The organism is Bradyrhizobium sp. B120 (assembly GCF_049075665.1).
GTDB lineage: Bacteria > Pseudomonadota > Alphaproteobacteria > Rhizobiales > Xanthobacteraceae > Bradyrhizobium.
In genome coordinates this window covers 2,762,014-2,785,720 of the sequence record NZ_CP185242.1, presented here as the reverse complement: position 1 = coordinate 2,785,720, position 23,707 = coordinate 2,762,014, and the positions used below count along the sequence as shown (strand labels likewise).

The window sequence follows — 23,707 nt, the reverse complement described above, 5'->3', positions numbered from 1 at the left end:
GCCCCCCGTGTAGCCTCAAACTCATCAGTCATTCCCCGGTGCGCAATTGCGCACCTGAGGATGCGCCGCGAGGCGCAGGCCCGGAATCCATACTCCCGATCGTGGTTATGGATTCCGGGCTCGCGCTGCGCGCGCCCCGGAATGACGAACTCTTATCGTCACCCAAACCGCTTTCTACGCCACTCGATCAGCTTGGCGCTGACCTCGTCCGGCTTTTCCTGCTGTGTCCAATGGCCGCTGTCGTGGACCAGATATTTTTCGAGGTCCGGCACCAGCTTCTCCATGCCGTCGGCGGCCGAGGGCGGCAGCACCGCGTCGTTCTCGGCCATGATCATCAGCGACGGCACCCGCACATTGTGGTCCAGCCCCGCCGAACGTTCCCAGTTGCGGGTGAAGTTGCGATACCAGTTAATGCCGCCGGTGAAGCCGGTCTTGGTGAAGGTGTCGACGAACACCTTCTTCTCCTCGGCCGACAGGATCGGCGTCCGCGGATCGTGCTTGGCGTCGTAGTTCGCGATCATCTGCGGGAACGCCAGGTTGAGCCGCGCCGAGGCGCCGACGCCGGCGATCGGCTGTTCCTCCGGCGTGCCCGCGGGGCGGGCCGCCGGCTTGCGCATGAAGGCATCGAAGGTCTGCTCCACGCGGCTGCCGAAGATGCGGTCGGGCTCGCGCGCCGGATCCTGGAACTGGACGATGTACATCTGGTCGCCGAAGCGCTGGCGGAACAGCGCGATCGGATCCATCGGCGCGCGGTTCAGATGCGGCGTGTTGACGCCGACGACGCCGGCAACCCGCTGATGATGCCTGAGCGGCATCTGCCAGACGACAAAGCCGCCCCAGTCGTGACCGACGAAGATCGCCTTGTCGATCTTGAGATGGTCGAGCAGGCCGACGAGATCGCCGGTCAGGTGCTCCATGTCGTAGGCTTCGACCGGTTCCGGCCGGTCGGTCGCGCCATAGCCGCGCTGATCCGGGGCGATCACCCGGATGCCGGCCTCGCCCAGCGCCTTGATCTGGTGGCGCCAGGAGAACGCCAATTCAGGCCAGCCGTGGCACAGCACGACCGGCGGCGTGTCAGTGCTGGGGCCGGCTTCGTAGAACCCCATGCGGATGCCGTTGGTCTCGGCGAACTGCAGCGGTGGCATGTCGATCATGGAGGGAAATCCTATTCGGCCGCGCCCTTGATGTCGGCAGGCGGAGGCGCGAATGCCGCCTCGAGTGCATCGAATTCGAGCGGCAGCATGTCGCACATCACCTGCACATGGGGAATGATGTTGGCACCGACGATGAAGCCGAAATCGAGCTGATCGCGGTAGCTCTGCACGGTGATGTTGAGCGCGATCCCGTGGGTCGAGATCGAGACCGGGAAGATGTGCAGCAGCTCTGCGCCAGCCGCGTACAGCGTCTGCCGCGGCCCCGGCACGTTCGACACTGTGATGTTGGTGGCCGGCGGCAGCACGTTCGACAGGTCGGAGCGGCTGTACAGCAGCGCCATGATCTGCACCACGATCGGGGCGCCCAAGAGCGAAATGTTGGAAACCTGCGGCACCAGGGCGCGCAGCGGATGCGACATCTCCTTGGACTTGGTGGATTGCGCGATGATGGTTTCGAGCCGCTTCTTCGGATCCTCGACGTCGGTCGCGATCGAACAGATCATGCCGAACACCTGGTTGTTCGATTCGGCGTTGCCTTCCTCGCGCAGCGAGATCGGCACGCCTGCGGTCAGCGACTTGTTCGGCAGCGCGCCCTGGCTGATCAGATAGCGCCGCACCACGCCCGAGGCGAGCGCCAGCACGACGTCGTTGAGCTTGCCGCCCGATGCCTTCGCCAGCGCCTTGGCGCGCGACAGGGAGATCGAGGTGCCGGCAAAGCTGCGCTCCGACGAGATCGCCTTGTTGAGGATGGTCGGCGGCGAGGACATCGCTTGCAGGCTCTCGCGCGACCTCGGATCGGCGATCTTGGCGACCACGTCGGACAGGCTCTTGAGCACGGTCGGCATGGAGCCCGCGAACTTCACCGCGCTCTCGATCTGGAACATGGCATTGTCAAACAGGATCGAGCCGAGGTCGCTCTTGCCCGAGCGCGGCAGTTCCAGGCTCTTTTGCGCGGTGGCGGCCGCCTCGAACGGCTGGGTCCAGAGCTGCTGATAGGCGTCGATCAAATTGGCCGCGATGTCGCGCGGCTCCGGCGCGACTTTTTTCGCGCTCGGCGGCTCGATCTGCCGCGGCACCGGCGTCAGGTCGTAGATCATGCTGGTCAGCGCCGCGCCGGCGCCGCCGTCGATGCAGGCGTGGTGCATCTTGGAATAGAGCCCGATCTCGTTGTCCTTCATGCCCTCGAAGACGTAGAACTCCCAGAGCGGGCGGGCGCGGTTCAACAGCTTGGCGTGCATCCAGCCGACGATGCGCTCCAGCGTCGCGCGGTCGCGCGGCGCAGGCAGGCTGGCGCGGAAGATGTGGCGGTCGATGTCGAACTGGTCGTCCTCGACCCAGGACGGGTGATCGATGTCGAGCGGTGCCTTCTGCAGGCGCGCCTTGAGGATCGGCGCGACGTGCAGCCGCGAGGCGATCATCGCCTTGAACTCCTCGAAGAAGTCGCCCTTGTAGCCGTCGGGCAGCCGGAAGATCGCCATGCTGCCGACATGCATCGGCATTTCCGGCGTTTCCAGATACAGAAACGATGCGTCCAGCGAGGACAGCTTTTTGGCGTCGCTCATGATTTCCTCCCGAGAGCCAACTCACGCGGGCGCCTTTGGCGGCGCTTCTCGTCGTCTGGTTAGGATAGTGCCTGTTCTGCCGGCCGATAGGCAATGGCAAAGGGGCCCGAGCGGTTAAAATGCCGGAACTCCCCTTCCGGCTGTGCCAGCCGGTCCGCGATCGCCCACAGCGCCGCGGGGTTGACGCCGAGGCCGATATGGCTGGCGAAATGCACCTCGATGTTCTCGGCGGTCGCCGACGGCCGCACCCGCGAGGTCTGCCAGTTCACGATGCCGTCGGTGCGGGAGTAGATCGAGGTTGCCGGCACCGGCATGTCGCCGGCGATCGCCGCGCGAATTTCGGGAATATCGTCCACCGCCTCGCCGGACAGCAGTTCGTACAGCCGGGTCGCATTGGTGGCGCGGATATCGTCGGCGAACGGGCTGCCCAGCGTGATGATGGAGCGCACCAGCTCCGGCATCTGCGACGCCAGGTCGCGCGCATAAACGCCGCCGAGGCTCCAGCCGATGATCGAGACCTTGCGCCCCGACGCCTCATGGACCCGTTTCAGCAGGTCGCGCAGCGCACTCCGCCTGCTGGAGATGCCGCCGAAATTGCGGCCCATGTTCCAGGCATAGGCGTCATAGCCGAGCTCCTTCAGATAGCGCCGCATCGGCGCCATCGAAAGGTCGCTGGCGAGGAAGCCGGGCAGCGCCAGCACCGGATGACCGTCGCCCTTCGGCGCCTGCATCAGCAGCGGCGACAGCAGCAGGCTCGAATTCAGCTCGAGCACGCCGCGCGCTTCCGCCAGCATCAGGAACAGGCTGGGTGGACGCAACCGGCGTTCGGTCGCATCAACGCTCCCTTTCGCGGCCGCCACTATTTCTTGTCCTTTTTGCCCATGCCGCCGAGGCCGGCCATCGTCACGAACATGTCCTGGAAGCGCTCGGCGAGCTTGGGATCGAAGGTGAACCAGCTTTGCAGCAACGCTTCCGGCGAAACCTTCTCGATGTTCGACAGCATCTGCTGCTGCAGCCTGTCCATCACCGCGTTCTGCATCGGTGCCACGTCCGGCAGGCCGAAGAACTGCCGCGCTTCAAGGGGCGTACAATCTATCTCGACGTTGACCTTCATATCCGCCTCCTCAAATGCGCCTGGCCCGCCTCAGTATCGCCGGGACGGGGTCGGTCACGCAAGCGAGCCGTACCTGCCCCGATGGATAGTCGGCCTCAATCATCCGTTATGGTCAACCAAACCGTTTGGAACGACGGCTCCAAACCGTTTGGCGGGACCGGCATCTGCCGGCGCGCCGGCGATCATTCCGGCAATCGGCAAGCAGCACGCCGAAAGTCGAATGTCAGGCGCCCGCACCAACCGCCTACTCTCCTGTCGCATTCATTGCGCTGCACCCGCGCGAGGCGATTAACCCTTTGGGAAATCGCGCTTGCGCGGCCGGTAAACTCTGGCAACATGCATCAATAATACCAGCCGGACAAAGCAGCCGGCGGACAAAAACGGGGACGCGGGATCACATGTCGGTACGTTGGAGTTTGTTTGCGGCGACTGCCGTCGCGCTGGTTGCCCTTGCCTTGCCGGCATCGGCCCAGACGCTGAAATATGCCAATCAGGGCGAGCTGAAGTCGCTGGATCCTTACACGCTGAAGGAAACCACGACGATCGCGCACCACGCCCACGTCTACGAGGGCCTCACCGCGCGCGACAAGGACCTCAAGATCATCCCAGCGCTGGCGGAAAGCTGGGAGACGCTGAGCCCGACCAAATGGCGCTTCCATCTGCGCAAGGGCGTGAAATTCCACAACGGCGATCCTTTCACCGCCGACGACGTGCTGTTCTCCGCCGACCGCGTCCGCGCCAAGGGCTCCAATTTCCTCAGCAACGTCCCGGCCGACGCCAAGTTCACCAAGGTCGACGACTACACGGTCGACGTGACGCTGGACTCGCCCAATCCCATCCTGACCTCGCAGTGGGATAGCTGGTACATCATGGACAAGAAGTGGTGCGAGGAGAACAACGCCGTCGCACCGACGCCGGCCTCCGCGACCACGCCGAGCTACGCGGCGCTGCACGAGAACGGCACCGGCCCCTTCACGATCGAGAGCCACCAGCCCGGCGTGAAGACCGTGTTCAAGGCGTTTCCCGGCTATTGGCGCAAGCCCGAGCATAATCTCCAGGAGATCATCTTCACCCCGATCGGCTCCGACGCCACCCGCGTTGCCGCGCTGCTCTCGGGCGAAGTCGATGTCATCGAACCGGTTCCGCTGCAGGACATCCAGCGCGTCAATTCCAGCGGCGTCGCCACCGTCATGACCGCGCCGGAGATCCGCACCATCTTCATCGGCATGGACATGGCGCGCGATGAGCTGCTGTACTCCAACGTCAAGGGCAAGAATCCGTTCAAGGACATCAAGGTCCGCGAAGCCTTCTACAAGACGATCGACGTCGACCTGATCAAGACCCGCGTCATGCGCGGCATGTCGACGCCCTCGACCCTGATGATCGCGCCCGAACTCTATCCGCTGTCGAAGGAGTTCACCCGGCCGAAGCTCGATCCCGATGGCGCCAAGAAGCTGCTGGCCGAGGCCGGCTATCCGAACGGCTTCGAAGTCACGATGGATTGCCCGAACGACCGCTACGTCAACGACGCTGCGATCTGCCAGGCGGTGGTCGGCATGCTGGCCCGCATCGGCGTCAAGGTGAACCTGCTGGCGCAACCGAAAGCGCAGTATTTCGGCAAGGTGCTGAAGCCCGGCGGCTACCAGACCTCGTTCTTCATGCTGGGCTGGACGCCCGCGACGTCGGACTCGCACAACGTGCTGCACGACATCCTCGGCTGCCGTGACGATCCGAAAGATTCGACCCGGGGCGAGGCCAATCTCGGCGGCTATTGCAACAAGGAAGTCGACGCGCTCACCGACAAGGTCCTGATCGAGAGCGACACGGCCAAGCGCGACCAGTTGATCAAGCAGGCCTACGAGATCGTCATCAAGGATTACGGCTACATTCCGCTGCATCAGCAACCGCTGGTGTGGGGCGTGTCGAAAAAGGTCAAATTGACCCAGCGCGCGGACAACCAGGTGCTGCTCTACTGGGCGACCAAGCAAGGTGAATAGCGGTTGCAGCGAATTGGGTCCCGGAAGCGCAGGCTTCCGGGACCTCTCGGTTTCCGGCCGCGCAAAGCCGCGCGCGCCGGATGTCAAAAGCAGTGAAAGGTAGAGATGCTCGCTTTCACTCTTCGCCGCGTGCTGCAGGCGATCGGCGTGATGCTCGCCGTCGGCGTCATTGCGTTCGCGATGTTCCGCTTCGCCGGCGATCCGGTGAGCCAGATCGTCTCGATCGACACCTCGGCCGCGCAGCGCGCTGAAATCCGGCGCGCGCTCGGCCTGGATGATTCGGTGCTGGTGCAGTTCGGCCGCTATTTCATCAATGCGCTGCAGTTCAAGTTCGGCGTGTCCTACCAGTTCCGCCTGCCGGTCTCCTCGCTGCTGGCGGAACGGCTGCCGGCGACGCTGGAGCTTGCGATCTGCGCCACGCTGTTCGCGATGGTCGCCGGCATCCTGATGGGGGTCTACTCGGCGCTGCGCCGCGACACCGTGCTCGCCAAATTATTCCAGGCGGTATCGCTGATCGGCATTTCGCTGCCGACCTTCCTGATCGGCATCCTCCTGATCTATCTGTTCGCCGTGACCTTGGGCTGGCTGCCCTCCTTCGGCCGCGGCGAGGTGGTGAAGCTCGGCTGGTGGACCACCGGGCTGCTCACCGTCTCCGGGCTGAAGGCGCTGATCATGCCGGCGATCACGCTCGGATTGTTCCAGATGACCCTGATCATGCGGCTGGTGCGCGCCGAAATGCTGGAAGTGCTGCGGACCGACTATATCCGCTTTGCCCGCGCCCGCGGGCTGACCACGCGCGCGATCCATTTCGGCCATGCGCTGAAGAACACCCTGGTTCCGGTGATCACGGTGGCCGGCCTGCAGTTTGGCTCGGTTATTGCTTTCTCGATCATCACCGAAACCGTGTTCCAATGGCCGGGCATGGGGCTTCTGTTCGTGCAGGCCGTGCAAAACGTCGATATCCCGATCATGGCCGCGTATCTGTTGATGGTCTCGCTGATCTTCGTCACCATCAATCTCGTGGTCGATATCCTCTACACCGTGGTCGATCCGCGCTTGCGCTCGACCGTCGGCCGCGCGACGTGAGGGTCTGACCGATGTCCGACGCCGTCGTCCCCCATCGCTCCGAAGCTCACCCGCAGGCACCTGCTGCCGGCTGGTTCAGGCGCGCGCTCGACAGCGACATCCTCTATTCGTTCCGCCGCTCCAGGCTGACGATGGTCGCCGCCGTGATCACGCTGTTGTTCTTCCTGCTGGCGATCTTCGCGTCATGGCTTGCGGTGCAAAACCCGTTCGATCCGGCGCAACTGCAGCTGATCAACTCGCGGATCGCGCCGCTATGGACCGCCGACGGCCAGAGCCCGTTCCTGCTCGGCACCGACGAGCAGGGCCGCGACGTGCTCTCGGCGATCCTCTACGGCCTGCGCATCTCGCTTGCGGTCGGCCTCGCCGGCGTCGTGTTCGCCGGCGCACTCGGGATCGCCCTCGGGCTGGTCGCCGGTTACTTCGGCGGCGTGGTCGACAGCGTGATCATGCGGATCGCCGACGTCCAGCTCACCTTCCCGGCGATCCTGATCGCGCTCCTGGTCAACGGTGTCGCCAAATCGCTGCTCGGCAACCGGCTCGACGAGATGAGCACGTTCGGCGTGCTGATCATCGCGATCGGCCTCAGTTTCTGGGTGCAATATGCCCGCACCGTGCGCGGCTCGGTCATGGTCGAGAAGAACAAGGATTATGTGGCAGCAGCGCAGCTGATCGGCCTGCCGGCACCGAAGATCATGCTGCGGCACGTGCTGCCGAACACGATGGGCCCGATCCTGGTCATCGCCACCATCAACCTCGCGCTTGCGATCATCACCGAGGCGACACTGTCGTTCCTCGGCGCCGGCATGCCCGACACCATGCCCTCGCTCGGCACCCTGATCCGGATCGGCAACAACTATCTGTTTGCCGGCGAATGGTGGATCGTCGCCTTCCCGGGCATTGCCCTTGCCGGCCTCATCCTCTCCATCAATCTGCTCGGCGACTGGCTGCGCGACGCGTTGAACCCAAGGCTCCGATGACCCAGCCTGTCCTCTCGGTGCGCAATCTCGAGGTGGAATTCGTCACCCGCCGCGCGACCTTGCGCGCCATCAACGGCGTGTCGTTCGACATCGCCAAGGGCGAGGTGCTCGGCGTGGTCGGCGAGTCCGGCGCCGGCAAATCGGTCACCGGCCTTGCGGTGATCGGGCTGATCGATCCGCCCGGCCGCATCTGCGGCGGCCAGATCGAGCTGTCGGGCACCCGGATCGATCATCTTCCGCCGGAGGAGATCCGGCGCATCAGGGGCAAGCGGATCGGCATGATCTTCCAGGATCCGCTGACCAGCCTCAATCCGCTCTACCGGATCGGCGACCAGATCATCGAGACGATTCGCACCCACACCAATCTGAGCGAAAGCGCCGCGCGCCGGCGCGCCATCGATCTGCTGGCAGAGGTCGGCATCCCCGCGCCGGAAAAGCGCATCGACGGCTACCCGCACGAGTTCTCCGGCGGCATGCGCCAGCGCGTCGTGATCGCGCTTGCGATCTGCGCCGAGCCCGAGCTGATCATCGCCGACGAGCCGACCACCGCGCTCGACGTCTCGGTGCAGGCGCAGATCATCGCGCTGATCAAGCGGCTCGGCCGCGACCACGGCACCGCTGTGATGCTGGTGACCCACGACATGGGCGTGATCGCCGAGACCTGCGACCGCGTCGCGGTGATGTATTCCGGCCGCATCGCCGAGATCGGCCCGGTGCAGGAGGTGGTGCGCAACCCGCTGCATCCTTACGCCAGGGGCTTGATGGGAGCGATCCCGACGCTCGCCGGAGAGGACAAGCGCCTGGTGCAGATCCCGGGCTCGATGCCGCGGCTGTCGGCGATCCCGGCGGGCTGCCCGTTCAATCCGCGCTGTGCGTTTGTCTTCGATCGCTGCCGCGTCGAACGCCCCGAGCCGATCCGGCAGGGCACCCAATCGGTCGCCTGCCATCTGTTCGAGCCGGCGAAGGAGACGGCGGCATGAGCGGGACATTGATCGAGGTCAAGAACCTGCGCCGCGTCTTCGACGTCTCCAAGCCGTGGCTCAACCGCGTGATCGAAGGCGGCCATCTCGAATTCCTCAAGGCCGTCGACGGCGTCAGCTTCGACATCAAGCGCGGCGAGACGTTTGCGCTGGTCGGCGAATCCGGCTCCGGCAAGACCACGGTTGCGCGCATGGTCGTCGGCCTGTTGCCGCCGAGCTCGGGCGAAGTCGTCATCGACGGCGTCTCGATGACCGATCCGCGGCAGGCGCAGGCGCGCCGCCGGCTGCGCAGGCGCATCCAGATGGTCTTTCAGGACCCCTATGCCAGCCTCAATCCGCGCTACCGGGTCGCCGCCGTCGTCGCCGAGCCGATCCGCGCCTTCGACCTGATCGAGGGCGAACGCGACATCAAGGCCCGGGTCGGCGACCTGCTCTCGCTGGTCGGCCTGCACCCCGACGACGGCCAAAAATTCCCGCACGAATTTTCCGGCGGCCAGCGCCAGCGCATCGCGATCGCCCGCGCACTGGCGTCGGAAGCCGAGTTCATCGTCTGCGACGAGCCGACCTCGGCGCTCGACGTCTCGGTGCAAGCGCAGATCCTCAATCTGATGCGCGACCTGCAGGACAAGTTCGGCCTGACCTATCTCTTCATCAGCCACAATCTCGCGGTCGTCCGCCACATGGCGACGAGAATCGGCGTGATGTATCTCGGCCGCATCGTCGAGATCGCCGAGGGCCGGAAATTGTTCGAGAACCCGCGGATGCCCTACACCAAGATGCTGCTCGGCGCGGTTCCGGACCTTGCGATGTCCGGCCGCCAGCGCATCCCGGTCAAGGGCGAGATTCCGAACCCGATCGATCCGCCGCGGGGCTGCGCGTTCAATCCGCGCTGTCCCCTCGCCTTCGATCTCTGCCGCGAGAAGGCGCCGGAACTGATCGACGGCGTCGCCTGCCACGCCGTCAACAGCCCTGCCGCCGCCGTTCCGGCATGATCACGCGGATGGGAGCGGCCATGTCCACCAAGCGGTTGGCATACCAGCCGGCCTGTGATCAAGTGCGCGCGCCACAAGACCTAGCCGGAAGCGCAGCCCCATGAGCAACGTCAATCCCGATCCGTTCACCACAAGGCCCGAGATCGAAGGCACCTTCGGCGTCGTCACCTCGACCCACTGGATCGCGACCGCCGTCGGCATGGCGGCGTTGGAGAAAGGCGGCAACGCCTTCGACGCCGGCGTTGCCGCGGCGTTCACGTTGCAGGTGGTCGAGCCGCATCTGAACGGCCCCGGCGGCGACGTCCCGCTCATCGTGCACGACGTCAAGCGCGGCAAGACCGAAGTGATCTGCGGCCAGGGACCGGCGCCGGCGAAAGCGACGATTGCGCATTATCGCAGCGAGGGCCTCGAAATGGTGCCTGGCACCGGCCTGCTCGCCGCCTGCGTGCCCGGCACGTTCGAAACCTGGATGCTGCTGCTGCGCGACTACGGCACGATGAAGCTGCGCGACGTGCTGGAGCCCGCGATCGCCTATGCCCGCGACGGCCATCCGCTGGTCGAGCGCGCGTCGGCTACCATCAAGACCGTCGAGCAGCTGTTCCGGAAATACTGGTCCACGTCGGCCGACGTCTATCTGCCCAACGGCGAAGTGCCGAAGCCCGGCACCCTCTTTACCAACAAGAAGCTCGCCGAGACCTATGCACGCATCCTGGCCGAGGCGGAGAGCGCCGGTAGCGACCGCGTCGCACAGATCGAGCGCGCGCGGCAGGCCTGGTCGAAAGGCTTCGTCGCCGAGGCGATCGACAGATTCTGCCGCACCCAGGAGGTGATGGACGTCTCCGGCTCGCCGCATCGCGGCGTGCTGTCGGCCGACGACATGGCGCGCTGGCAGCCGACCATTGAAGCGCCGCTGACCTACGATTACGGCCGCTACAGCGTGCAGAAATGCGGCGTCTGGAGCCAGGGTCCGGTGATGCTGCAGCAGCTCGCGCTGCTGAAGGGTTTCGAGCTCGACGGGCTCGACCCCGCAGGCCCCGACTTCATCCACTTGCAGATCGAAGCCGCCAAGCTCGCCTATGCCGATCGCGAGACGTTCTACGGCGATCCGAAGTTCGCCGACATCCCGATCGAAACGCTGCTGTCCGATGCCTACAACAACGAACGGCGCAAGCTGATCTCGAAAGACAAGGCGTCGCTCGACTTCCGCCCCGGCTCGGTCACAGGTTTCGGCGGCGTCGTGAAGCTGCGGCACGCCGAAGGGCATCGCGAGGCGGTCGGCGCCATGGGCGCGGGCGAGCCGACGGTCGGCCGGTTCGGCGAGGTGCGCGGCGATACCGTGCATTTCGACATCATCGACAAGGCCGGCAACATGATCTCGGCGACGCCGTCCGGCGGCTGGCTGCAATCCTCGCCTGTGATTCCCGAGATCGGCTTCTGCCTCGGCAGCCGCGCCCAGATGTTCTGGCTGGAAGAAAACCACCCGGCCTCGCTGGCGCCGGGCAAGCGGCCGCGCACCACGCTGTCGCCGACCATGGCGCTGCGCGACGGCGAGCCGTATCTCTCCTGGGGCTCCCCGGGCGGCGACCAGCAGGATCAGTGGATCACGCAGTTCTTCCTGCGCCATGTCCACGCCAAGCTCAATTTGCAGGAGGCGATCGACGCGCCGGCCTGGCACTCCGAGCATTTCCCGATCTCGTTCTGGCCGCGCACCTCGCGCCCCGGTGTGCTGGTGCTGGAAAATCGCGTGCCGAAATCGACCACCGACGAGTTGAAACGTCGCGGCCATGTGGTCGAGATTGGACCCGATTGGTCGGAAGGCCGCCTCACCGCGGCCTCGAAGGTCGGCCCCCGCCGCCGCGCCGCCGCCAACCCGCGCGGCATGCAGGGTTACGCCGCGGGCCGCTAGAGGTTTCGGATGACCTGGTCGATCATCGCCCGCGACAGCGCCACCGGCCAGCTCGGCATCGCCGTCGCGACGCGGTTCTTCGCGGTCGGCGCGCTGGTGCCGCACATTGCACCCGGGATCGGCGCCATCGCGACGCAGGCGCTGGTCAATCCCTACTACGGCATCGACGGCCTCGCGCTGCTGCGCGACGGCAGGAGCCCGCATGAGGCGATCGCGGCGCTGCTCGCGCCCGACGGCGGCCGTGAGAGCCGGCAGGTGCACGTCATGGACGCCAAGGGCCGGATCGCCGCGCATTCCGGCAAGGATTGCATCGACTGGTTCGGCCATATCGCCGGCGACGGCTTCTCGATCGCCGGCAACATGCTGGCCGGGCCCGCCGTGCTCGACGAGACCGCGCGCGTCTATGCCGCGAACGAGAAGCTCCCGTTCGCGGAGCGGCTCATCAAGGCGATGTTCGCCGGCGAGGCGGCCGGCGGCGACAAGCGCGGCAAGCAATCGGCGGCCCTTCTGATCCACGGCACCGAGCAATGGCCGTTGCTCGACCTGCGGGTCGACGACCACGCCGATCCCCTGCGCGAGTTGGAACGGCTGGAAGCGGTCAGCCGCGAACACTGGGTGCCGTTCCGCACCTTCATGCCGACCCGCGACAACCCGGCCGGAATCAGCGACCGCGCCAGGATCGAGGCCGGCATCGCAGCGGCATCCAAGAGCCGCGCATGACCGCCGGCCCGCTGATCGAGATCGAGGGCCTGCGCGTCACCTTCCACGGCGACGACGGCCGCGTGACGCATGCCGTCGACAGCGTCGATCTTTCCGTCGCCAATGGCGCCACGCTCGGCCTGGTCGGCGAGTCCGGTTGCGGCAAGAGCGTCACCTCGCTCGCGATCATGGGCCTGTTGCCGAAACAATCTGCCGCGGTCTCCGGCGCGATCCGCTTCGACGGCTTCGACCTGCTCGACGTGCCGGATGCGACGCTGCGCGACCTGCGCGGCAATCGCCTCGCGATGATCTTCCAGGAGCCGATGACTTCGCTCAACCCGAGCTTCACGATCGGCGACCAGATCGCCGAGACGATATTGCGCCACCGTGGCGGCTCGCGGCGCGCGGCGCGCGAACGCACCATCGAGCTGCTGCGCCGCGTCCATATTCCCTCACCCGAGAAGCGCATCGACGAATATCCGCACAAGCTCTCCGGCGGCATGCGCCAGCGCGTGATGATCGCGATGGCGCTGGCCTGCGATCCGCAGCTGCTGATCGCCGACGAGCCGACCACCGCGCTTGACGTCACGCTGCAGGCCCAGATCCTCGATCTGATGCGCGAGCTGAAGGCCGCCAGCGGCGCTGCGATCATCCTGATCACCCACGATCTCGGCGTCGTCGCCGAGGTCTGCGACGAGGTCGCGGTGATGTATGCGGGCGAGATCGTCGAGCGCGCGCCGGTCGACGAGCTGTTTGCCAATCCGCAGCATCCCTACACGGTCGGCCTGCTCGGCTCGATCCCGCGGCTCGACCGCCGCACCAGCCATCTCGCCACGATCGAGGGCATGGTGCCGAACATGGCAAATCCGCCGGCGGGATGCCGCTTCGCCGCGCGCTGCCCGTTCGTCGAGGATGCCTGCACCCGGTCGCCGCCACCGCTCGCGCTGCTGAGCGCGACCCACGCCTCGCGCTGCATCCGCGCGCCGCTGGAGCGGCTGGTATCATGACCGTCGCCACACTCACACTTCTCGTGCCCCGGGCGCGGTGCAGCACAAGCGCAGCGCAGTGGTGCACCGCTGAACCGGGGCCCGCTGCATCCGATGGCCGACATGGGTCCCGGTTCAGCAGTGCAAAACTTCGCGTTGCACTGCGCCCGGGACACGACAGCCGGATGCCACGCCAATGACTGCACTGCTCGAAGTCGAAGGGCTGGTGAAGCATTTCGTCGCCGAACGCTCGGTGTTCGGACGGCCGACCGCTTACGTGAAGGCGGTCGACGGCGTCAGCTTCACGGTCGAGGCCGGCAAGACGCTGGCCCTGGTCGGCGAATCCGGCTGCGGCAAATCAACCGTCAGCCGCTTGGTGCTGCGGCTGATCGAGCCGGACGCTGGCCGCGTCACCTTCGAAGGCCGTGACCTCGGCGCGCTCAACGCCGATCAATTGCGCGCGTTCCGCCGCGACGCGCAGCTGATCTTCCAGGACCCCTACGCTTCGCTCAATCCGCGCATGACGGTGAGCCAGATCCTGACCGAGCCGCTGGCGCTGCACAATCTGGTCCCGGCGGCGGGCCGCCGCGAGCGGGTCGAGGAGCTGTTGCGCCTGGTCGGGCTCGAGCCGCGCTTTGCGCGCCGCTATCCCCATGAATTCTCCGGCGGCCAACGTCAGCGCATCGCGATTGCTCGCGCGCTCGCAGTCGAGCCGAAGCTGATCATCTGCGACGAGCCGGTGTCGGCGCTCGACGTCTCGATCCGCTCGCAGATCCTGAATTTGCTGCGCGACCTGCAGGATCGCCTGAAGCTTGCGTACATCTTCGTCTCGCACGATCTCGCCGTCGTCAAACACATCGCCGACCGTGTCGCCGTGATGAATCTCGGCACCATCGTCGAGACGGCGGAGGCGCAGGCGCTGTTCGCCGCCCCGCGCCATCCCTATAGCCGCGCGCTGTTGTCGGCGATCCCGGTGCCGAAGCCGCGCGCCAGGCGCAGCCGCATCGTGCTGGAGGGCGAGCTGCCGAGCGCGCTCAATCCGCCGTCCGGCTGCCGCTTCCATACCCGCTGCCCCTATGTGATCGCGCGCTGCCGCAGCGAAGTGCCGCGATTGCGCGAAGATGGCACCGGATATGCAACGGCCTGTCACCGAACGGGCGAGCTGCCCGGCGCGGAGGCGATCGTGCCGTCCGATGGCGGGTTCTCACCGACACTGGAAAAGCTGGTGGCGGCGTTCAATGCGGCGGAAGCCTCGGGGCGGCCCGGGGTTATTTCGTAAGGAACAAATGCGCAGGGGATTAAGGGGTTGGCGATGAGATTTTGGCGCTTGGCGGTCCTGATGGCGGCCCTCGTGACCTGGTGCGGAACGAGCGCGCGTGCCGAGACCACGCTTCGCATCGGGCTCGCCGAGGATCCCGATATCCTCGATCCTTCGATCGGACGCACCTATGTCGGCCGCATCGTCTTTTCGGCCTTCTGCGACAAGCTGTTCGACATTGACGAGAAGCTGAACATCGTCCCGCAGCTCGCGCTGTCCTACGAGAACTCGGCCGACGGCAAGGAGATGACGATCAAGCTCCGGCCGGGCGTCAAGTTCCACGACGGTGAGCCGTTCGACGCCGAAGCCGCCAAATTCTCGCTGGAGCGCCATCTCACGCTGCCGACCTCGTTTCGCAAACCCGAACTGGCCGCACTCGACCATGTCGACGTCGTCGATCCCCTGACTATCAAACTGGTGCTCAAGACGCCCTACTCGCCGCTGATCGCCCAGTTGACCGACCGCGCCGGCATGATGGTCTCGCCGAAGGCGGTGAAGGAAGCGGGCGACAAATTCGGGCTGCATCCGGTCTGCGCCGGTCCCTACAAGTTCGTCGAACGCGTGCAGCAGGACCGCATGGTGTTCGAGAAATTTGCCGATTACTGGAACAAGGATAACATCTTCATCGATCGCATCGTGTTCCTTCCCATCGTCGATGCCACGGTGCGGCTCGCCAATCTGAAGTCCGGCGGGCTCGATCTGATCGAGCGCGTGCTCGCCACCGACATCAAGGACGTCCGCGCCGACAAGCGGCTCGTGCTGTCGACCGCACCCGAACTCGGCTATCTCGGCCTCACCATCAACATCGGCAACGACAAGAGCAAGGGGCCGCTCAGCCAGTCGGAAAAGGTGCGCCAGGCGCTCGACCTGTCGATTGACCGCGAGGCGCTCAACCAGGTCGTCTTCAACGGCGAGTTCACGCCGGGCAATCAATGGGTCAGCCCGGTACATCCCTACTATCAGAAGGCGTTTCCGGTTCGTGGACGCGACGTTGCCAAGGCCAAGGCGCTGCTGAAGGAGGCCGGCGTCACACTGCCCGTCGCCATCGACTACATGGTCCCCAAAGGGGCCGAGAACGAAGCCGTGGCCCAGGTCGTGCAGTCTATGGCGGCCGAAGCGGGCTTCGACATCAAGATCCGCGTGGTCGAATTTGCGACGACTTTCAAGCAGGCCCAAGCCGGCGAGTTTCAGGTGTTTCAGATCAACTGGAGCGGCCGGATCGATCCTGACGGCAATTCCTATGTCTTCCTGCACACCAAGGCGCCGCAGAACGACGGCGGCTATTCCAACGCGGAAGCCGACAAGCTGATGGAAGATGCGCGGCTGATCAACGATCCAACCCAGCGCAAGGCGATCTACGAGAAGATGACCAAGATCGTGCTCAACGACGAGCCTATCATCTACATCTATCACCGCACACTCCTGATCGCGCACACCACCAAGGTCGAGGGTTACCGGCAGATGCCGGATGGATTGGTGCGCGTGGTCGGGCTGAAATTGAAATGATCGACACAGCGCAGGGCACGCGGGGCCGACGATGCTGAACTTCCTCGCCAAGCGGCTGGTTCAGCTGGTCCCGACGCTGTTCTTCGTCTCGCTCCTGATCTTCTCGCTGCAACACCTGCTGCCCGGTGATCCGGCACTCGTGATGGCCGGCGAGGAGCGCGATCCGGCCGTCATCGAACAGATCCGCCAGCAATACCACCTGGATCGATCGATCCCGGTGCAATATGCCTATTGGGTCAAGGGCGTGGTGATGGGCGACTTCGGCGAGTCCCTGCGCAACAAGATGCCGGTGTCGAGCCTGATCGCGCAGAAGCTGCCGGTTACGATGCAAATCGCCGGCATGGCGATCGTGGTCGCCTTCCTGATCGGCATTCCCGCCGGCATCATCTCGGCGGTGAAGAAAGGCACCGCCTGGGATTACGGCGCCAATCTGTTCGCGCTGTGGGGTATCTCGACGCCGAATTTCTGGCTCGGCATCATGCTGATCTTCCTGTTCTCCGTCGAACTCGGCTGGCTGCCGGCCTCCGGCTACGTGCCGCTCAGCGAAAACTGGCGCGCGAGCCTCGCCGCATCCGTCATGCCGGCCTTCGTGCTCGGCAATGCGATCGCCGCGGTCCTGATGCGGCATACACGAAGCGCCATGCTGCAGGTGCTCGAGAGCGACTATGTCCGCACCGCGCGCGCCAAGGGCCTGTCCGAGCGCACGGTGATCCTCAAGCATGCGATGCGCAACGCGCTGACGCCGATCATCACGCTCGGCGCGCTCGAGCTCGGCACGCTGCTGTCGGGTGCGGTGCTCACCGAGCAGATATTCTCGATCCCGGGCTTCGGCAAGCTGATCGTCGATGCCGTGTTCAACCGCGACTATGCGGTCGTGCAGGGCGTGGTGCTGACAACGGCGACGATCTATATCACGCTCAACCTGATCGCCGACATCGCCTACATCCTCGTCAATCCGCGGCTGAGGAACTGACTGGATGACCGACGCCGTACTCAGCACATCAGCTTCGCTTGCCGCCGCCGAGACGCTGGAGAGCCCGGCACGGCGCGCCGGCCGGCGGCTGGTCCGGCGCAAGGGCGCCGTGCTCGGGCTTACCGTGATCGCGCTCTTCATCCTGCTCGCCGTCTTCGCGCCGCTGATCGTGCCCTATGATCCGATCGCGACCAGCTGGTCGCTGGTCCGCAAGGCGCCGTCGATGCAGCACTGGTTCGGCACCGATGAACTCGGCCGCGACGTGCTCGCGCGCGTCGTGTTCGGCGCCCGCGCCTCGCTGCTTGCCGGCGTCATCTCGGTCAGCATCGCGCTTGCGATCGGCGTGCCGCTCGGGCTGCTCGCCGGCTACCGCGGCGGCTTCATCGACGCGCTGATCAGCCGCATCACCGATGCGATGCTGGCCTGCCCGTTCCTGATCCTGGCGATCGCGCTTGCCGCGTTCCTCGGGCCGAGCCTCGGCAATGCGATGATCGCGATCGGCGTCTCGGCGACCCCGATCTTCATCCGCCTGACCCGCGGCCAGGTGATGAACGTCAAGGTCGAGGACTATGTCGAGGCGGCGCGCGCCATGGGCAACCCGCGCTGGCGCATCGCGCTGGTCCACATCCTGCCCAACATCCTGCCGGCACTGCTGGTGCAGGCCACGCTGTCGATCGCCGCCGCGATCATTGCCGAGGCCGCGCTGTCCTTCCTCGGCCTCGGCCAGCAGCCGCCGGCGCCGTCCTGGGGCAGCATGCTCAACGCCGCGCAGCGCTTCCTGACCACCGCGCCATGGATGGCGATCTGGCCGGGACTTGCGATCTTTCTGGTCGTGCTGTCGTTCAACCTGGTCGGCGACGGCCTGCGTGACGCGCTGGATCCGAAGGCGCGGTGATGTAACGGAAGCGGCCGGCTCTCTCTCCCCGTCATCCTGAGGAGCGCGCAGCGCGTCTCGAAGGATGAACGGCCCGCCTGGTGGCCATGCATCCTTCGAGGCTCGCTTCGCTCGCACCTCAGGATGACGGGGATAGTCGCGTCCCTCCATGTTCGCGTCATTGCGAGCGAAGCGAAGCAATCCATCGTCGCCGAGCATGCGGAGCTATGGATTGCTTCGTCGCTTCGCTCCTCGCAATGACGGCAAGAGCTAAATCACCACCTCGCGCAGCACGCGCCGGCAATCCATCTCGTATTCGAGATCGACGACCGGCGGGCGGCAGAAGTGCCAGGTCAGGCCGGAGCGCGTGGCGCCGCGGCGGACCAGCTCGTCGACGATCACGGGATGGATGTCGTGCACGGTGTAAGCCTGCACCGCGGTCGTCTCCTGCCAGCCGAAGCTGAACTCAGCAAGACGGCGCTCCATCTCACCGGCGGTGAAGCGGACCTTCTCCCGCCACGCGCCGGGGCTGAGATCGCGGTAGCAGACGATGCGGTCGGGGTAGCTGGCAGTGCCGCTGCGGGCCTCGGCGCCGCCCGCGATCACGAAGGACGGCGACGTGCTCGTACTCGGCCGCGTGAACGAGAACGCGTAAAACGACGGCTCGGCCGGCGGATCGATCTCGGGACAGACATTGCTGCGCGCCACCGGATTGATGGTGCCGTCGAACAGGCCCCATTCGGCGAGCGTCTTGACGTAGTGCTGGTTGAAGGCGCGGAAGCCGTCCTCGGTAAAGGCGGCCGGCGAACGCAGTTCGCAGGCGCAGAACGAGGTCAGCGGCCGGCCGGCGTCCTTGATGTAGGCCGCAATGCGCGTAAACCCTTCCGCCAGTGGCAACAGGCGATCGAAGCGCACCCGCTCGATCTCATAGCCGGCGTTCGCCTGCGCACCGCTTGAATATTGGAACACGGCCGGAATGAACCGGTAATTGCCCGCCGCAAATTCGCTCGCCATGCCTGTTTCCTCCAGATCTTGTGAGGCGAGCATAGCGGTTTCGAGCGAAGTGGTCTTCCGGTTCGCGTGAAGAAAACGCGTGAAGCCAGCAGTCTTCGGCACGCCCATCGGCAAGGCGTTCGCGGGACAAAGAAAAGGCGGCAGTGGCTTTCGCCAGTGCCGCCTTTGCTGCGAGCATGAGCTTGGAGGGCTCAGGTCGGTTTCAGTGCGCCCTCGCGGCCGTCGAGTTCGTAGTCGGCGATCTGCTTGGCGCGCTCGGACCGGGCCGCGGCCTGGTGGTCGGTCGCAATCGTCATGTAGACGGCCGGCAGCACGAACAGGGTGAACAGCGTGCCGATCGTCATGCCGGCGACGACCACGAGCCCGATCGAGAAGCGGCTGGCAGCGCCGGCACCCGAGGCGGTGAGCAGCGGCAGCAGGCCGGTGACCATGGCCGCCGTCGTCATCAGGATCGGACGCAGACGAATCCGGGCCGACATCTCGATCGCCGAGCGGCGGTCCAGTCCCTCCTTGAGCTGCAGCTCGTTGGCGAACTCCACCATCAGGATGCCGTGCTTGGTGATCAGTCCGACCAGCGTCAGCAGGCCCACCTGGGTGTAGATGTTCATGGTGGCGACGCCGAAGAACAGCGGGATCAAGGCGCCGACGATCGCCATCGGCACGCTGATCATGATCACGAACGGATCGCGCAGGCTCTCGAACTGCGCCGCCAGCACCAGGAAGATGATGATGATGGCGAACGCGAAGGTGACCAGCAGCTGGTTGCCTTCGTGGACGTACTGCCGGGAGTCGGCCAGGAAGTCGTAGCTGAAGCCGGACGGCAGCTTCTTGGCTTCACCCTGCAGGAACTCGACCGCCTGCCCCATCGAGACGCCGGGCATCGGCACCGCCTGGAAGGTTGACGAGTTGAGCTGGTTGTAGTGGGTCAGCGCGTTCGGATCGACGCCGGTCTCGACCGCAACCACGGTCGACAACCGCACCAGCTGCCCGGTCGCGGTCGGGACGTAGAAGTTGTCGAACGATTCCGGCGCGAGCCGGCTGACGCGCGGCACCTGCGGGATCACCTGATAGGAGCGTCCTTCCAGGTTGAAGCGGTTGACATAGTTGCCGCCCAGCAGCGTCGCCAGCGCACCACCGATCGACTGCATGGTGATGCCGAGGTCGCTCGCCTTGGAGCGATCGACCTTCACCCGGACCACCGGCTGGTTGAAGTCGAGGTCACTGTCGGTGACGATGAACAGGCCGCTCTTGCGCGCGGCATCCTTCAGCTTGCTCATCTGGTCGAACACCTGCTGGAATCCGGCCGTCGATGAGATCACCATCTGCACCGGCAGACCGCCGGGTCCGCCGGGCAACGGCGGCAGGCTGAACGCGAACGCGCTGACGCCCTCGATCTTCGACAGCTCGGCCTGCACCAGCGGCTGCAGCGCCTGGGCCGAGCGCTTGCGCTCATCCCACGGCTTGAGCAGCATGCCGGCGAAGCCGCCCTGCGGACCGGTGATGCCGTTCAGGATGAACCGCAGGTCGGTCTCGGGGAACTTCTGGAACTCCTTGTCCATCTTGTCGCCGTAGAAATCGATGTAGTCGATGTTGGCGTATTTCGGCGCCTTGGTCACCGCGAACACGATGCCCTGGTCTTCCTGCGGCGCCAGCTCCTTCTGGATGTGCATATAGAGGAAGCCGACCAGACCGAGGATGGTCACGGCGAACAGCGCCGTGATCGGGCGGTAGTCGAGCGAACGGTCGAGCTGGCGGCCATAGGCACGCGTCAACGCGCCGAACACGCGATTGACCAGCCTGGCGAAACGTCCCTCTTCCGCGCTCTTCAGGAACACCGAGCACATCATCGGCGACAGCGTCAGCGCGATCACGCCCGACACGATCACCGAGCCCGCCAGCGTGAAGGCGAATTCGCGGAACAGCGTGCCGGTCACGCCACCGAGGAAGCCGATCGGCGCGTACACCGCCGCGAGCGTGATCGTCATCGAGACGACCGGTCCCACGATCTCGCGCGCACCTTTCAGCGATGCCTGAACTGGTGGCAGGCCCTCCTCGAGATGTCGATGGATGTTCTCCACCACCACGATGGCGTCGTCGACCACGAGGCCGATCGCCAGCACCATCGCCAGCAGCGTCAAGAGGTTGAAGCTGAAGCCTGCGGCCAGCATCAGGATGCAGACGCCGATCAGCGACAGCGGAATGGTGACGACGGGGATGATCACCGACCGCAGCGACGCCAGGAACAGGAAGATGACGACGACGACGATCAGGACCGCTTCGGTCAGCGTCTTCTCGACCTCGTCGATCGACGATTGGATGAACTTGGTGGAGTCGTAGGCCACCTTCATCTTCATCGACGGCGGCAGGTTGCGCTCGAGGTCAGGGAACAGCGCGCGCACGCCCTTCACCAGGGTCAGCGGATTGCCTTGCGGCGTCGCCTTGATGCCGATGAAGATCGCATGCTCGCCGTTGAAGGCGACGCTGGCGTCGGTCGACTGCGCCGCGAGCTCCACCGTCGCGATGTCCTCGATGCGCACGAAGCCGCCGTCCTTCGCCTTCACGATCATCCGCTTGAACTGATCGATGTTCTGAAGGTCGGTATTGGCCGAGACGTTCGAGACGATGAAGAAGCCCTTGGTCTGGCCGGCGGCCGCCTGGAAGTTGTTGGCGGCGATCGCAGCGGCGACGTCGTTGGGCGACACGCCGCGTCCGGCCATCCGGTTCGGATCGAGCCAGACACGCATCGCAAAGGTCTGACCGCCCAGAATGTCGGCCGACGCGACGCCGTCGACCGTCGAGAGCACCGGCTGCACGACGCGGGTCAGATAGTCCGAGATCGCCGATCCGGTCAGCTCCTCGCTGGAGAAGCCGAGATACATCACGGCGATGGTGTCGCCGGTCGCCTTGCTCACGACCGGATCGAAGGCTTCCTTCGGGATCAGATATTTGACCGAATTGACCTTGGCGAGCACTTCGGTCAACGCCTGGTTCGGATCGTGATTGAGCTTGACGTAGACCTGGATCGTCGAGGTGCCGAGCACCGAGTTCGACGTCATGTAGTCGACGCCTTCGGCCGAAGCGACGGCCTGCTCGATCGGCGTCGTGATGAAGCCGTTGATCAGCTCGGGCGACGCGCCGGGATATGACGTCGTGATCGTCACGACGGTATTCGACAGGTTCGGATATTGCCGGATCGGCAGCACCATCGCCGCGCGCAAGCCGATCAAGAGGATCAGCAGGCTGACGACGACCGACAGCACCGGGCGCTTGATGAAAATATCAGTGAAGGCCATCGCCAACTCGATTCGTGTTGTCTGCCGGTTGCGGCAACATGTGGCGGAGGGCCAATCGGCCCTCCGGGTTTTATGATCGGAATTAGTAGCGCGGCGGCTCGGCCGGAACCGGCGGCTGCGGATCGTTCGAGATCGCAACAGCCATGCCCGATTGCAGCTTGATCTGGCCGACGGCCACGACCCTGTCCCCGGCCTTCAGGCCCTTGAGGATTTGGACGCGGCCTTCGACACGGTTGCCCGTCTTCACGAAGGTGCGGTCCGCGGTCAGGCTGGTCTTGTCGTCCTCACCCTTCTTCTCGGTGATCAGGAACACCGAGTCGCCGTACAGCGTGTAGTCGACGGCGGTTTCGGGAATGGTCACGACCGGCGGCTTCTCGGGCAGCACGATCGTGGTGGTCGCGAACATGCCGGGCTTGAGGATGCTTTCCGGATTCTGGATCGTCGCCTGCACCCGGATGTTGCGGGTCTCGGTCGCGATCTGCGGCTCGATGGTGGTGATCTTGCCCTCGAAGGTGCGGCCCGGATAGGCGTCGACCGCGACCCGCACGGCCTGGCCGACCTTGATCTGCGAGCTCTGCTTCTCGGTCACGGTCAGGTTGGCGTACAGCACCGACAGATCGGTCAGCGACACGATCTGCGTGCCGGCCGTCAGATACTGGCCGACTTCGACCTGGCGAACGCCGAGATCGCCTTCGAACGGCGCGCGCACCAGCTTCTGCGAGATCAGCGCTTCGGTCTTGGCGATGCCCGCCTTGGCCTGGTCGTAGGTCGCCTGCGCCGTATCGACGGTCGACTGCGGCCCGAACTGGCGCGATGCAAGCTGCTTGGCGCGGTCGAGCTGCTGCTCACCCACGGTCGCCTGCGCCTTGAAGCTCGCGAGGTCGCCCTGCTCCGGTGCGTCGAACAACTGCACCAGCGGCGTGCCCGCCTTCACATGGCTGCCGGCGGTGAACTGGATCTCGGTGATGCGGCCCGGCACGTCGGTCGTGACATTGACCTGGTGCACGGCGACGAGATCGCCGACGGCGGTCAGCAGATTCGGAATCACCTCGGTCTTCGCCTCGGCGATCGAGACGTTCGACGGCGGCGGCTTATTGTTGGCGAAGAACTGCGCGATCATGTGGCTGCGGAAGGCGTTGAAGCCGACCAGCGCGCCGACCAGCAGGGCCAGCAACAGGCCTACGATGATGAACCAACGCACCAGGCGGACGGGGCGCTTGGCTTGCTTTTCCTTGAGCGGTTGCCCCGAGATGTGGCTTTCGGTCTGGATATTCAT

The 23,707-nt window shown here is 65.3% G+C and carries 19 protein-coding genes; 12 read left to right on the top strand and 7 right to left on the bottom strand.

Annotated features, from left to right (window positions below):
• Positions 1-158 precede the first annotated feature (158 nt).
• The 4 genes from ACOIX3_RS12705 to ACOIX3_RS12690 all read right to left on the bottom strand — a co-directional run bounded on the left by ACOIX3_RS12705 (position 159) and on the right by ACOIX3_RS12690 (position 3,830).
• On the bottom strand, positions 159-1,154 hold the full coding sequence (locus tag ACOIX3_RS12705; RefSeq protein WP_420970161.1) for an alpha/beta fold hydrolase: 996 nt from the start codon (positions 1,152-1,154) through the stop codon (positions 159-161).
• Between the two features lie 11 nt (positions 1,155-1,165).
• Complete coding sequence (locus tag ACOIX3_RS12700; protein WP_092125003.1) at positions 1,166-2,716, bottom strand: WS/DGAT/MGAT family O-acyltransferase; 1,551 nt, start codon at positions 2,714-2,716, stop codon at positions 1,166-1,168.
• Positions 2,717-2,775: 59 nt separating this feature from the next.
• Positions 2,776-3,510 (bottom strand): esterase/lipase family protein, encoded by a 735-nt coding sequence (locus ACOIX3_RS12695; protein WP_420971721.1) that lies wholly within the window; start codon positions 3,508-3,510, stop codon positions 2,776-2,778.
• Positions 3,511-3,575: 65 nt separating this feature from the next.
• Complete coding sequence (locus ACOIX3_RS12690) at positions 3,576-3,830, bottom strand: DUF6489 family protein (protein WP_038383850.1); 255 nt, start codon at positions 3,828-3,830, stop codon at positions 3,576-3,578.
• A gap of 398 nt (positions 3,831-4,228) precedes the next feature.
• Here ACOIX3_RS12690 and ACOIX3_RS12685 point away from each other — a divergent pair, with 398 nt between their 5' ends.
• The 12 genes from ACOIX3_RS12685 to ACOIX3_RS12630 all read left to right on the top strand — a co-directional run bounded on the left by ACOIX3_RS12685 (position 4,229) and on the right by ACOIX3_RS12630 (position 18,145).
• Positions 4,229-5,827, top strand: coding sequence for an ABC transporter substrate-binding protein (locus ACOIX3_RS12685; protein ID WP_420970160.1), 1,599 nt, complete (start codon positions 4,229-4,231; stop codon positions 5,825-5,827).
• A 105-nt stretch (positions 5,828-5,932) separates the two neighbouring features.
• Positions 5,933-6,913, top strand: coding sequence for an ABC transporter permease (locus ACOIX3_RS12680; RefSeq protein ID WP_420970159.1), 981 nt, complete (start codon positions 5,933-5,935; stop codon positions 6,911-6,913).
• Between the two features lie 11 nt (positions 6,914-6,924).
• A complete protein-coding gene (locus ACOIX3_RS12675; protein WP_420970158.1) occupies positions 6,925-7,890 on the top strand; it encodes an ABC transporter permease in 966 nt (321 codons plus the stop codon).
• A complete protein-coding gene (locus ACOIX3_RS12670; RefSeq protein WP_420970157.1) occupies positions 7,887-8,870 on the top strand; it encodes an ABC transporter ATP-binding protein in 984 nt (327 codons plus the stop codon). The genes ACOIX3_RS12675 and ACOIX3_RS12670 overlap by 4 nt, the downstream gene beginning before the upstream one ends.
• On the top strand, positions 8,867-9,862 hold the full coding sequence (locus ACOIX3_RS12665) for an ABC transporter ATP-binding protein (protein WP_420970155.1): 996 nt from the start codon (positions 8,867-8,869) through the stop codon (positions 9,860-9,862). The genes ACOIX3_RS12670 and ACOIX3_RS12665 overlap by 4 nt, the downstream gene beginning before the upstream one ends.
• Positions 9,863-9,962: 100 nt before the next feature.
• Positions 9,963-11,768 (top strand): gamma-glutamyltransferase family protein, encoded by a 1,806-nt coding sequence (locus tag ACOIX3_RS12660; RefSeq protein ID WP_420970154.1) that lies wholly within the window; start codon positions 9,963-9,965, stop codon positions 11,766-11,768.
• A gap of 9 nt (positions 11,769-11,777) precedes the next feature.
• Positions 11,778-12,488: a DUF1028 domain-containing protein gene (locus tag ACOIX3_RS12655; RefSeq protein ID WP_420970153.1), complete on the top strand. Its 711-nt coding sequence runs from the start codon at positions 11,778-11,780 to the stop codon at positions 12,486-12,488.
• A complete protein-coding gene (locus ACOIX3_RS12650; protein WP_092124993.1) occupies positions 12,485-13,474 on the top strand; it encodes an ABC transporter ATP-binding protein in 990 nt (329 codons plus the stop codon). The genes ACOIX3_RS12655 and ACOIX3_RS12650 overlap by 4 nt, the downstream gene beginning before the upstream one ends.
• A 175-nt stretch (positions 13,475-13,649) precedes the next feature.
• On the top strand, positions 13,650-14,732 hold the full coding sequence (locus ACOIX3_RS12645; protein ID WP_420970152.1) for an ABC transporter ATP-binding protein: 1,083 nt from the start codon (positions 13,650-13,652) through the stop codon (positions 14,730-14,732).
• Positions 14,733-14,765: 33 nt separating this feature from the next.
• On the top strand, positions 14,766-16,277 hold the full coding sequence (locus ACOIX3_RS12640; protein ID WP_420970151.1) for an ABC transporter substrate-binding protein: 1,512 nt from the start codon (positions 14,766-14,768) through the stop codon (positions 16,275-16,277).
• Positions 16,278-16,308: 31 nt separating this feature from the next.
• Positions 16,309-17,250, top strand: coding sequence for an ABC transporter permease (locus tag ACOIX3_RS12635; protein WP_420970150.1), 942 nt, complete (start codon positions 16,309-16,311; stop codon positions 17,248-17,250).
• 4 nt (positions 17,251-17,254) lie between these two features.
• Positions 17,255-18,145 carry an ABC transporter permease gene (locus tag ACOIX3_RS12630; protein WP_420970149.1) on the top strand — a complete coding sequence of 297 codons (891 nt, stop codon included), beginning with the start codon at positions 17,255-17,257 and terminating at the stop codon, positions 18,143-18,145.
• A gap of 249 nt (positions 18,146-18,394) precedes the next feature.
• Here the strand turns inward: ACOIX3_RS12630 and ACOIX3_RS12625 are convergent, their stop codons facing one another.
• From ACOIX3_RS12625 to ACOIX3_RS12615, 3 genes are all read right to left on the bottom strand, one after another.
• Positions 18,395-19,138: a hypothetical protein gene (locus ACOIX3_RS12625; protein ID WP_420970147.1), complete on the bottom strand. Its 744-nt coding sequence runs from the start codon at positions 19,136-19,138 to the stop codon at positions 18,395-18,397.
• A 191-nt stretch (positions 19,139-19,329) separates the two neighbouring features.
• Positions 19,330-22,431: a multidrug efflux RND transporter permease subunit gene (locus ACOIX3_RS12620; RefSeq protein WP_420970146.1), complete on the bottom strand. Its 3,102-nt coding sequence runs from the start codon at positions 22,429-22,431 to the stop codon at positions 19,330-19,332.
• Positions 22,432-22,513: 82 nt separating this feature from the next.
• Complete coding sequence (locus ACOIX3_RS12615; protein ID WP_420970145.1) at positions 22,514-23,707, bottom strand: efflux RND transporter periplasmic adaptor subunit; 1,194 nt, start codon at positions 23,705-23,707, stop codon at positions 22,514-22,516.

What these genes read in the sequence shown, in the direction of transcription:
- ACOIX3_RS12705 (WP_420970161.1), bottom strand. Translation starts at nt 1,154, where the DNA reads ATGATCGACATGCCACCGCTGCAGTTCGCCGAGACCAACGGCATCCGC.
- ACOIX3_RS12700 (WP_092125003.1), bottom strand. Translation starts at nt 2,716, where the DNA reads ATGAGCGACGCCAAAAAGCTGTCCTCGCTGGACGCATCGTTTCTGTAT.
- ACOIX3_RS12695 (WP_420971721.1), bottom strand. Translation starts at nt 3,510, where the DNA reads ATGCTGGCGGAAGCGCGCGGCGTGCTCGAGCTGAATTCGAGCCTGCTG.
- ACOIX3_RS12690 (WP_038383850.1), bottom strand. Translation starts at nt 3,830, where the DNA reads ATGAAGGTCAACGTCGAGATAGATTGTACGCCCCTTGAAGCGCGGCAG.
- ACOIX3_RS12685 (WP_420970160.1), top strand. Translation starts at nt 4,229, where the DNA reads ATGTCGGTACGTTGGAGTTTGTTTGCGGCGACTGCCGTCGCGCTGGTT.
- ACOIX3_RS12680 (WP_420970159.1), top strand. Translation starts at nt 5,933, where the DNA reads ATGCTCGCTTTCACTCTTCGCCGCGTGCTGCAGGCGATCGGCGTGATG.
- ACOIX3_RS12675 (WP_420970158.1), top strand. Translation starts at nt 6,925, where the DNA reads ATGTCCGACGCCGTCGTCCCCCATCGCTCCGAAGCTCACCCGCAGGCA.
- ACOIX3_RS12670 (WP_420970157.1), top strand. Translation starts at nt 7,887, where the DNA reads ATGACCCAGCCTGTCCTCTCGGTGCGCAATCTCGAGGTGGAATTCGTC.
- ACOIX3_RS12665 (WP_420970155.1), top strand. Translation starts at nt 8,867, where the DNA reads ATGAGCGGGACATTGATCGAGGTCAAGAACCTGCGCCGCGTCTTCGAC.
- ACOIX3_RS12660 (WP_420970154.1), top strand. Translation starts at nt 9,963, where the DNA reads ATGAGCAACGTCAATCCCGATCCGTTCACCACAAGGCCCGAGATCGAA.
- ACOIX3_RS12655 (WP_420970153.1), top strand. Translation starts at nt 11,778, where the DNA reads ATGACCTGGTCGATCATCGCCCGCGACAGCGCCACCGGCCAGCTCGGC.
- ACOIX3_RS12650 (WP_092124993.1), top strand. Translation starts at nt 12,485, where the DNA reads ATGACCGCCGGCCCGCTGATCGAGATCGAGGGCCTGCGCGTCACCTTC.
- ACOIX3_RS12645 (WP_420970152.1), top strand. Translation starts at nt 13,650, where the DNA reads ATGACTGCACTGCTCGAAGTCGAAGGGCTGGTGAAGCATTTCGTCGCC.
- ACOIX3_RS12640 (WP_420970151.1), top strand. Translation starts at nt 14,766, where the DNA reads ATGAGATTTTGGCGCTTGGCGGTCCTGATGGCGGCCCTCGTGACCTGG.
- ACOIX3_RS12635 (WP_420970150.1), top strand. Translation starts at nt 16,309, where the DNA reads ATGCTGAACTTCCTCGCCAAGCGGCTGGTTCAGCTGGTCCCGACGCTG.
- ACOIX3_RS12630 (WP_420970149.1), top strand. Translation starts at nt 17,255, where the DNA reads ATGACCGACGCCGTACTCAGCACATCAGCTTCGCTTGCCGCCGCCGAG.
- ACOIX3_RS12625 (WP_420970147.1), bottom strand. Translation starts at nt 19,138, where the DNA reads ATGGCGAGCGAATTTGCGGCGGGCAATTACCGGTTCATTCCGGCCGTG.
- ACOIX3_RS12620 (WP_420970146.1), bottom strand. Translation starts at nt 22,431, where the DNA reads ATGGCCTTCACTGATATTTTCATCAAGCGCCCGGTGCTGTCGGTCGTC.
- ACOIX3_RS12615 (WP_420970145.1), bottom strand. Translation starts at nt 23,707, where the DNA reads ATGAATATCCAGACCGAAAGCCACATCTCGGGGCAACCGCTCAAGGAA.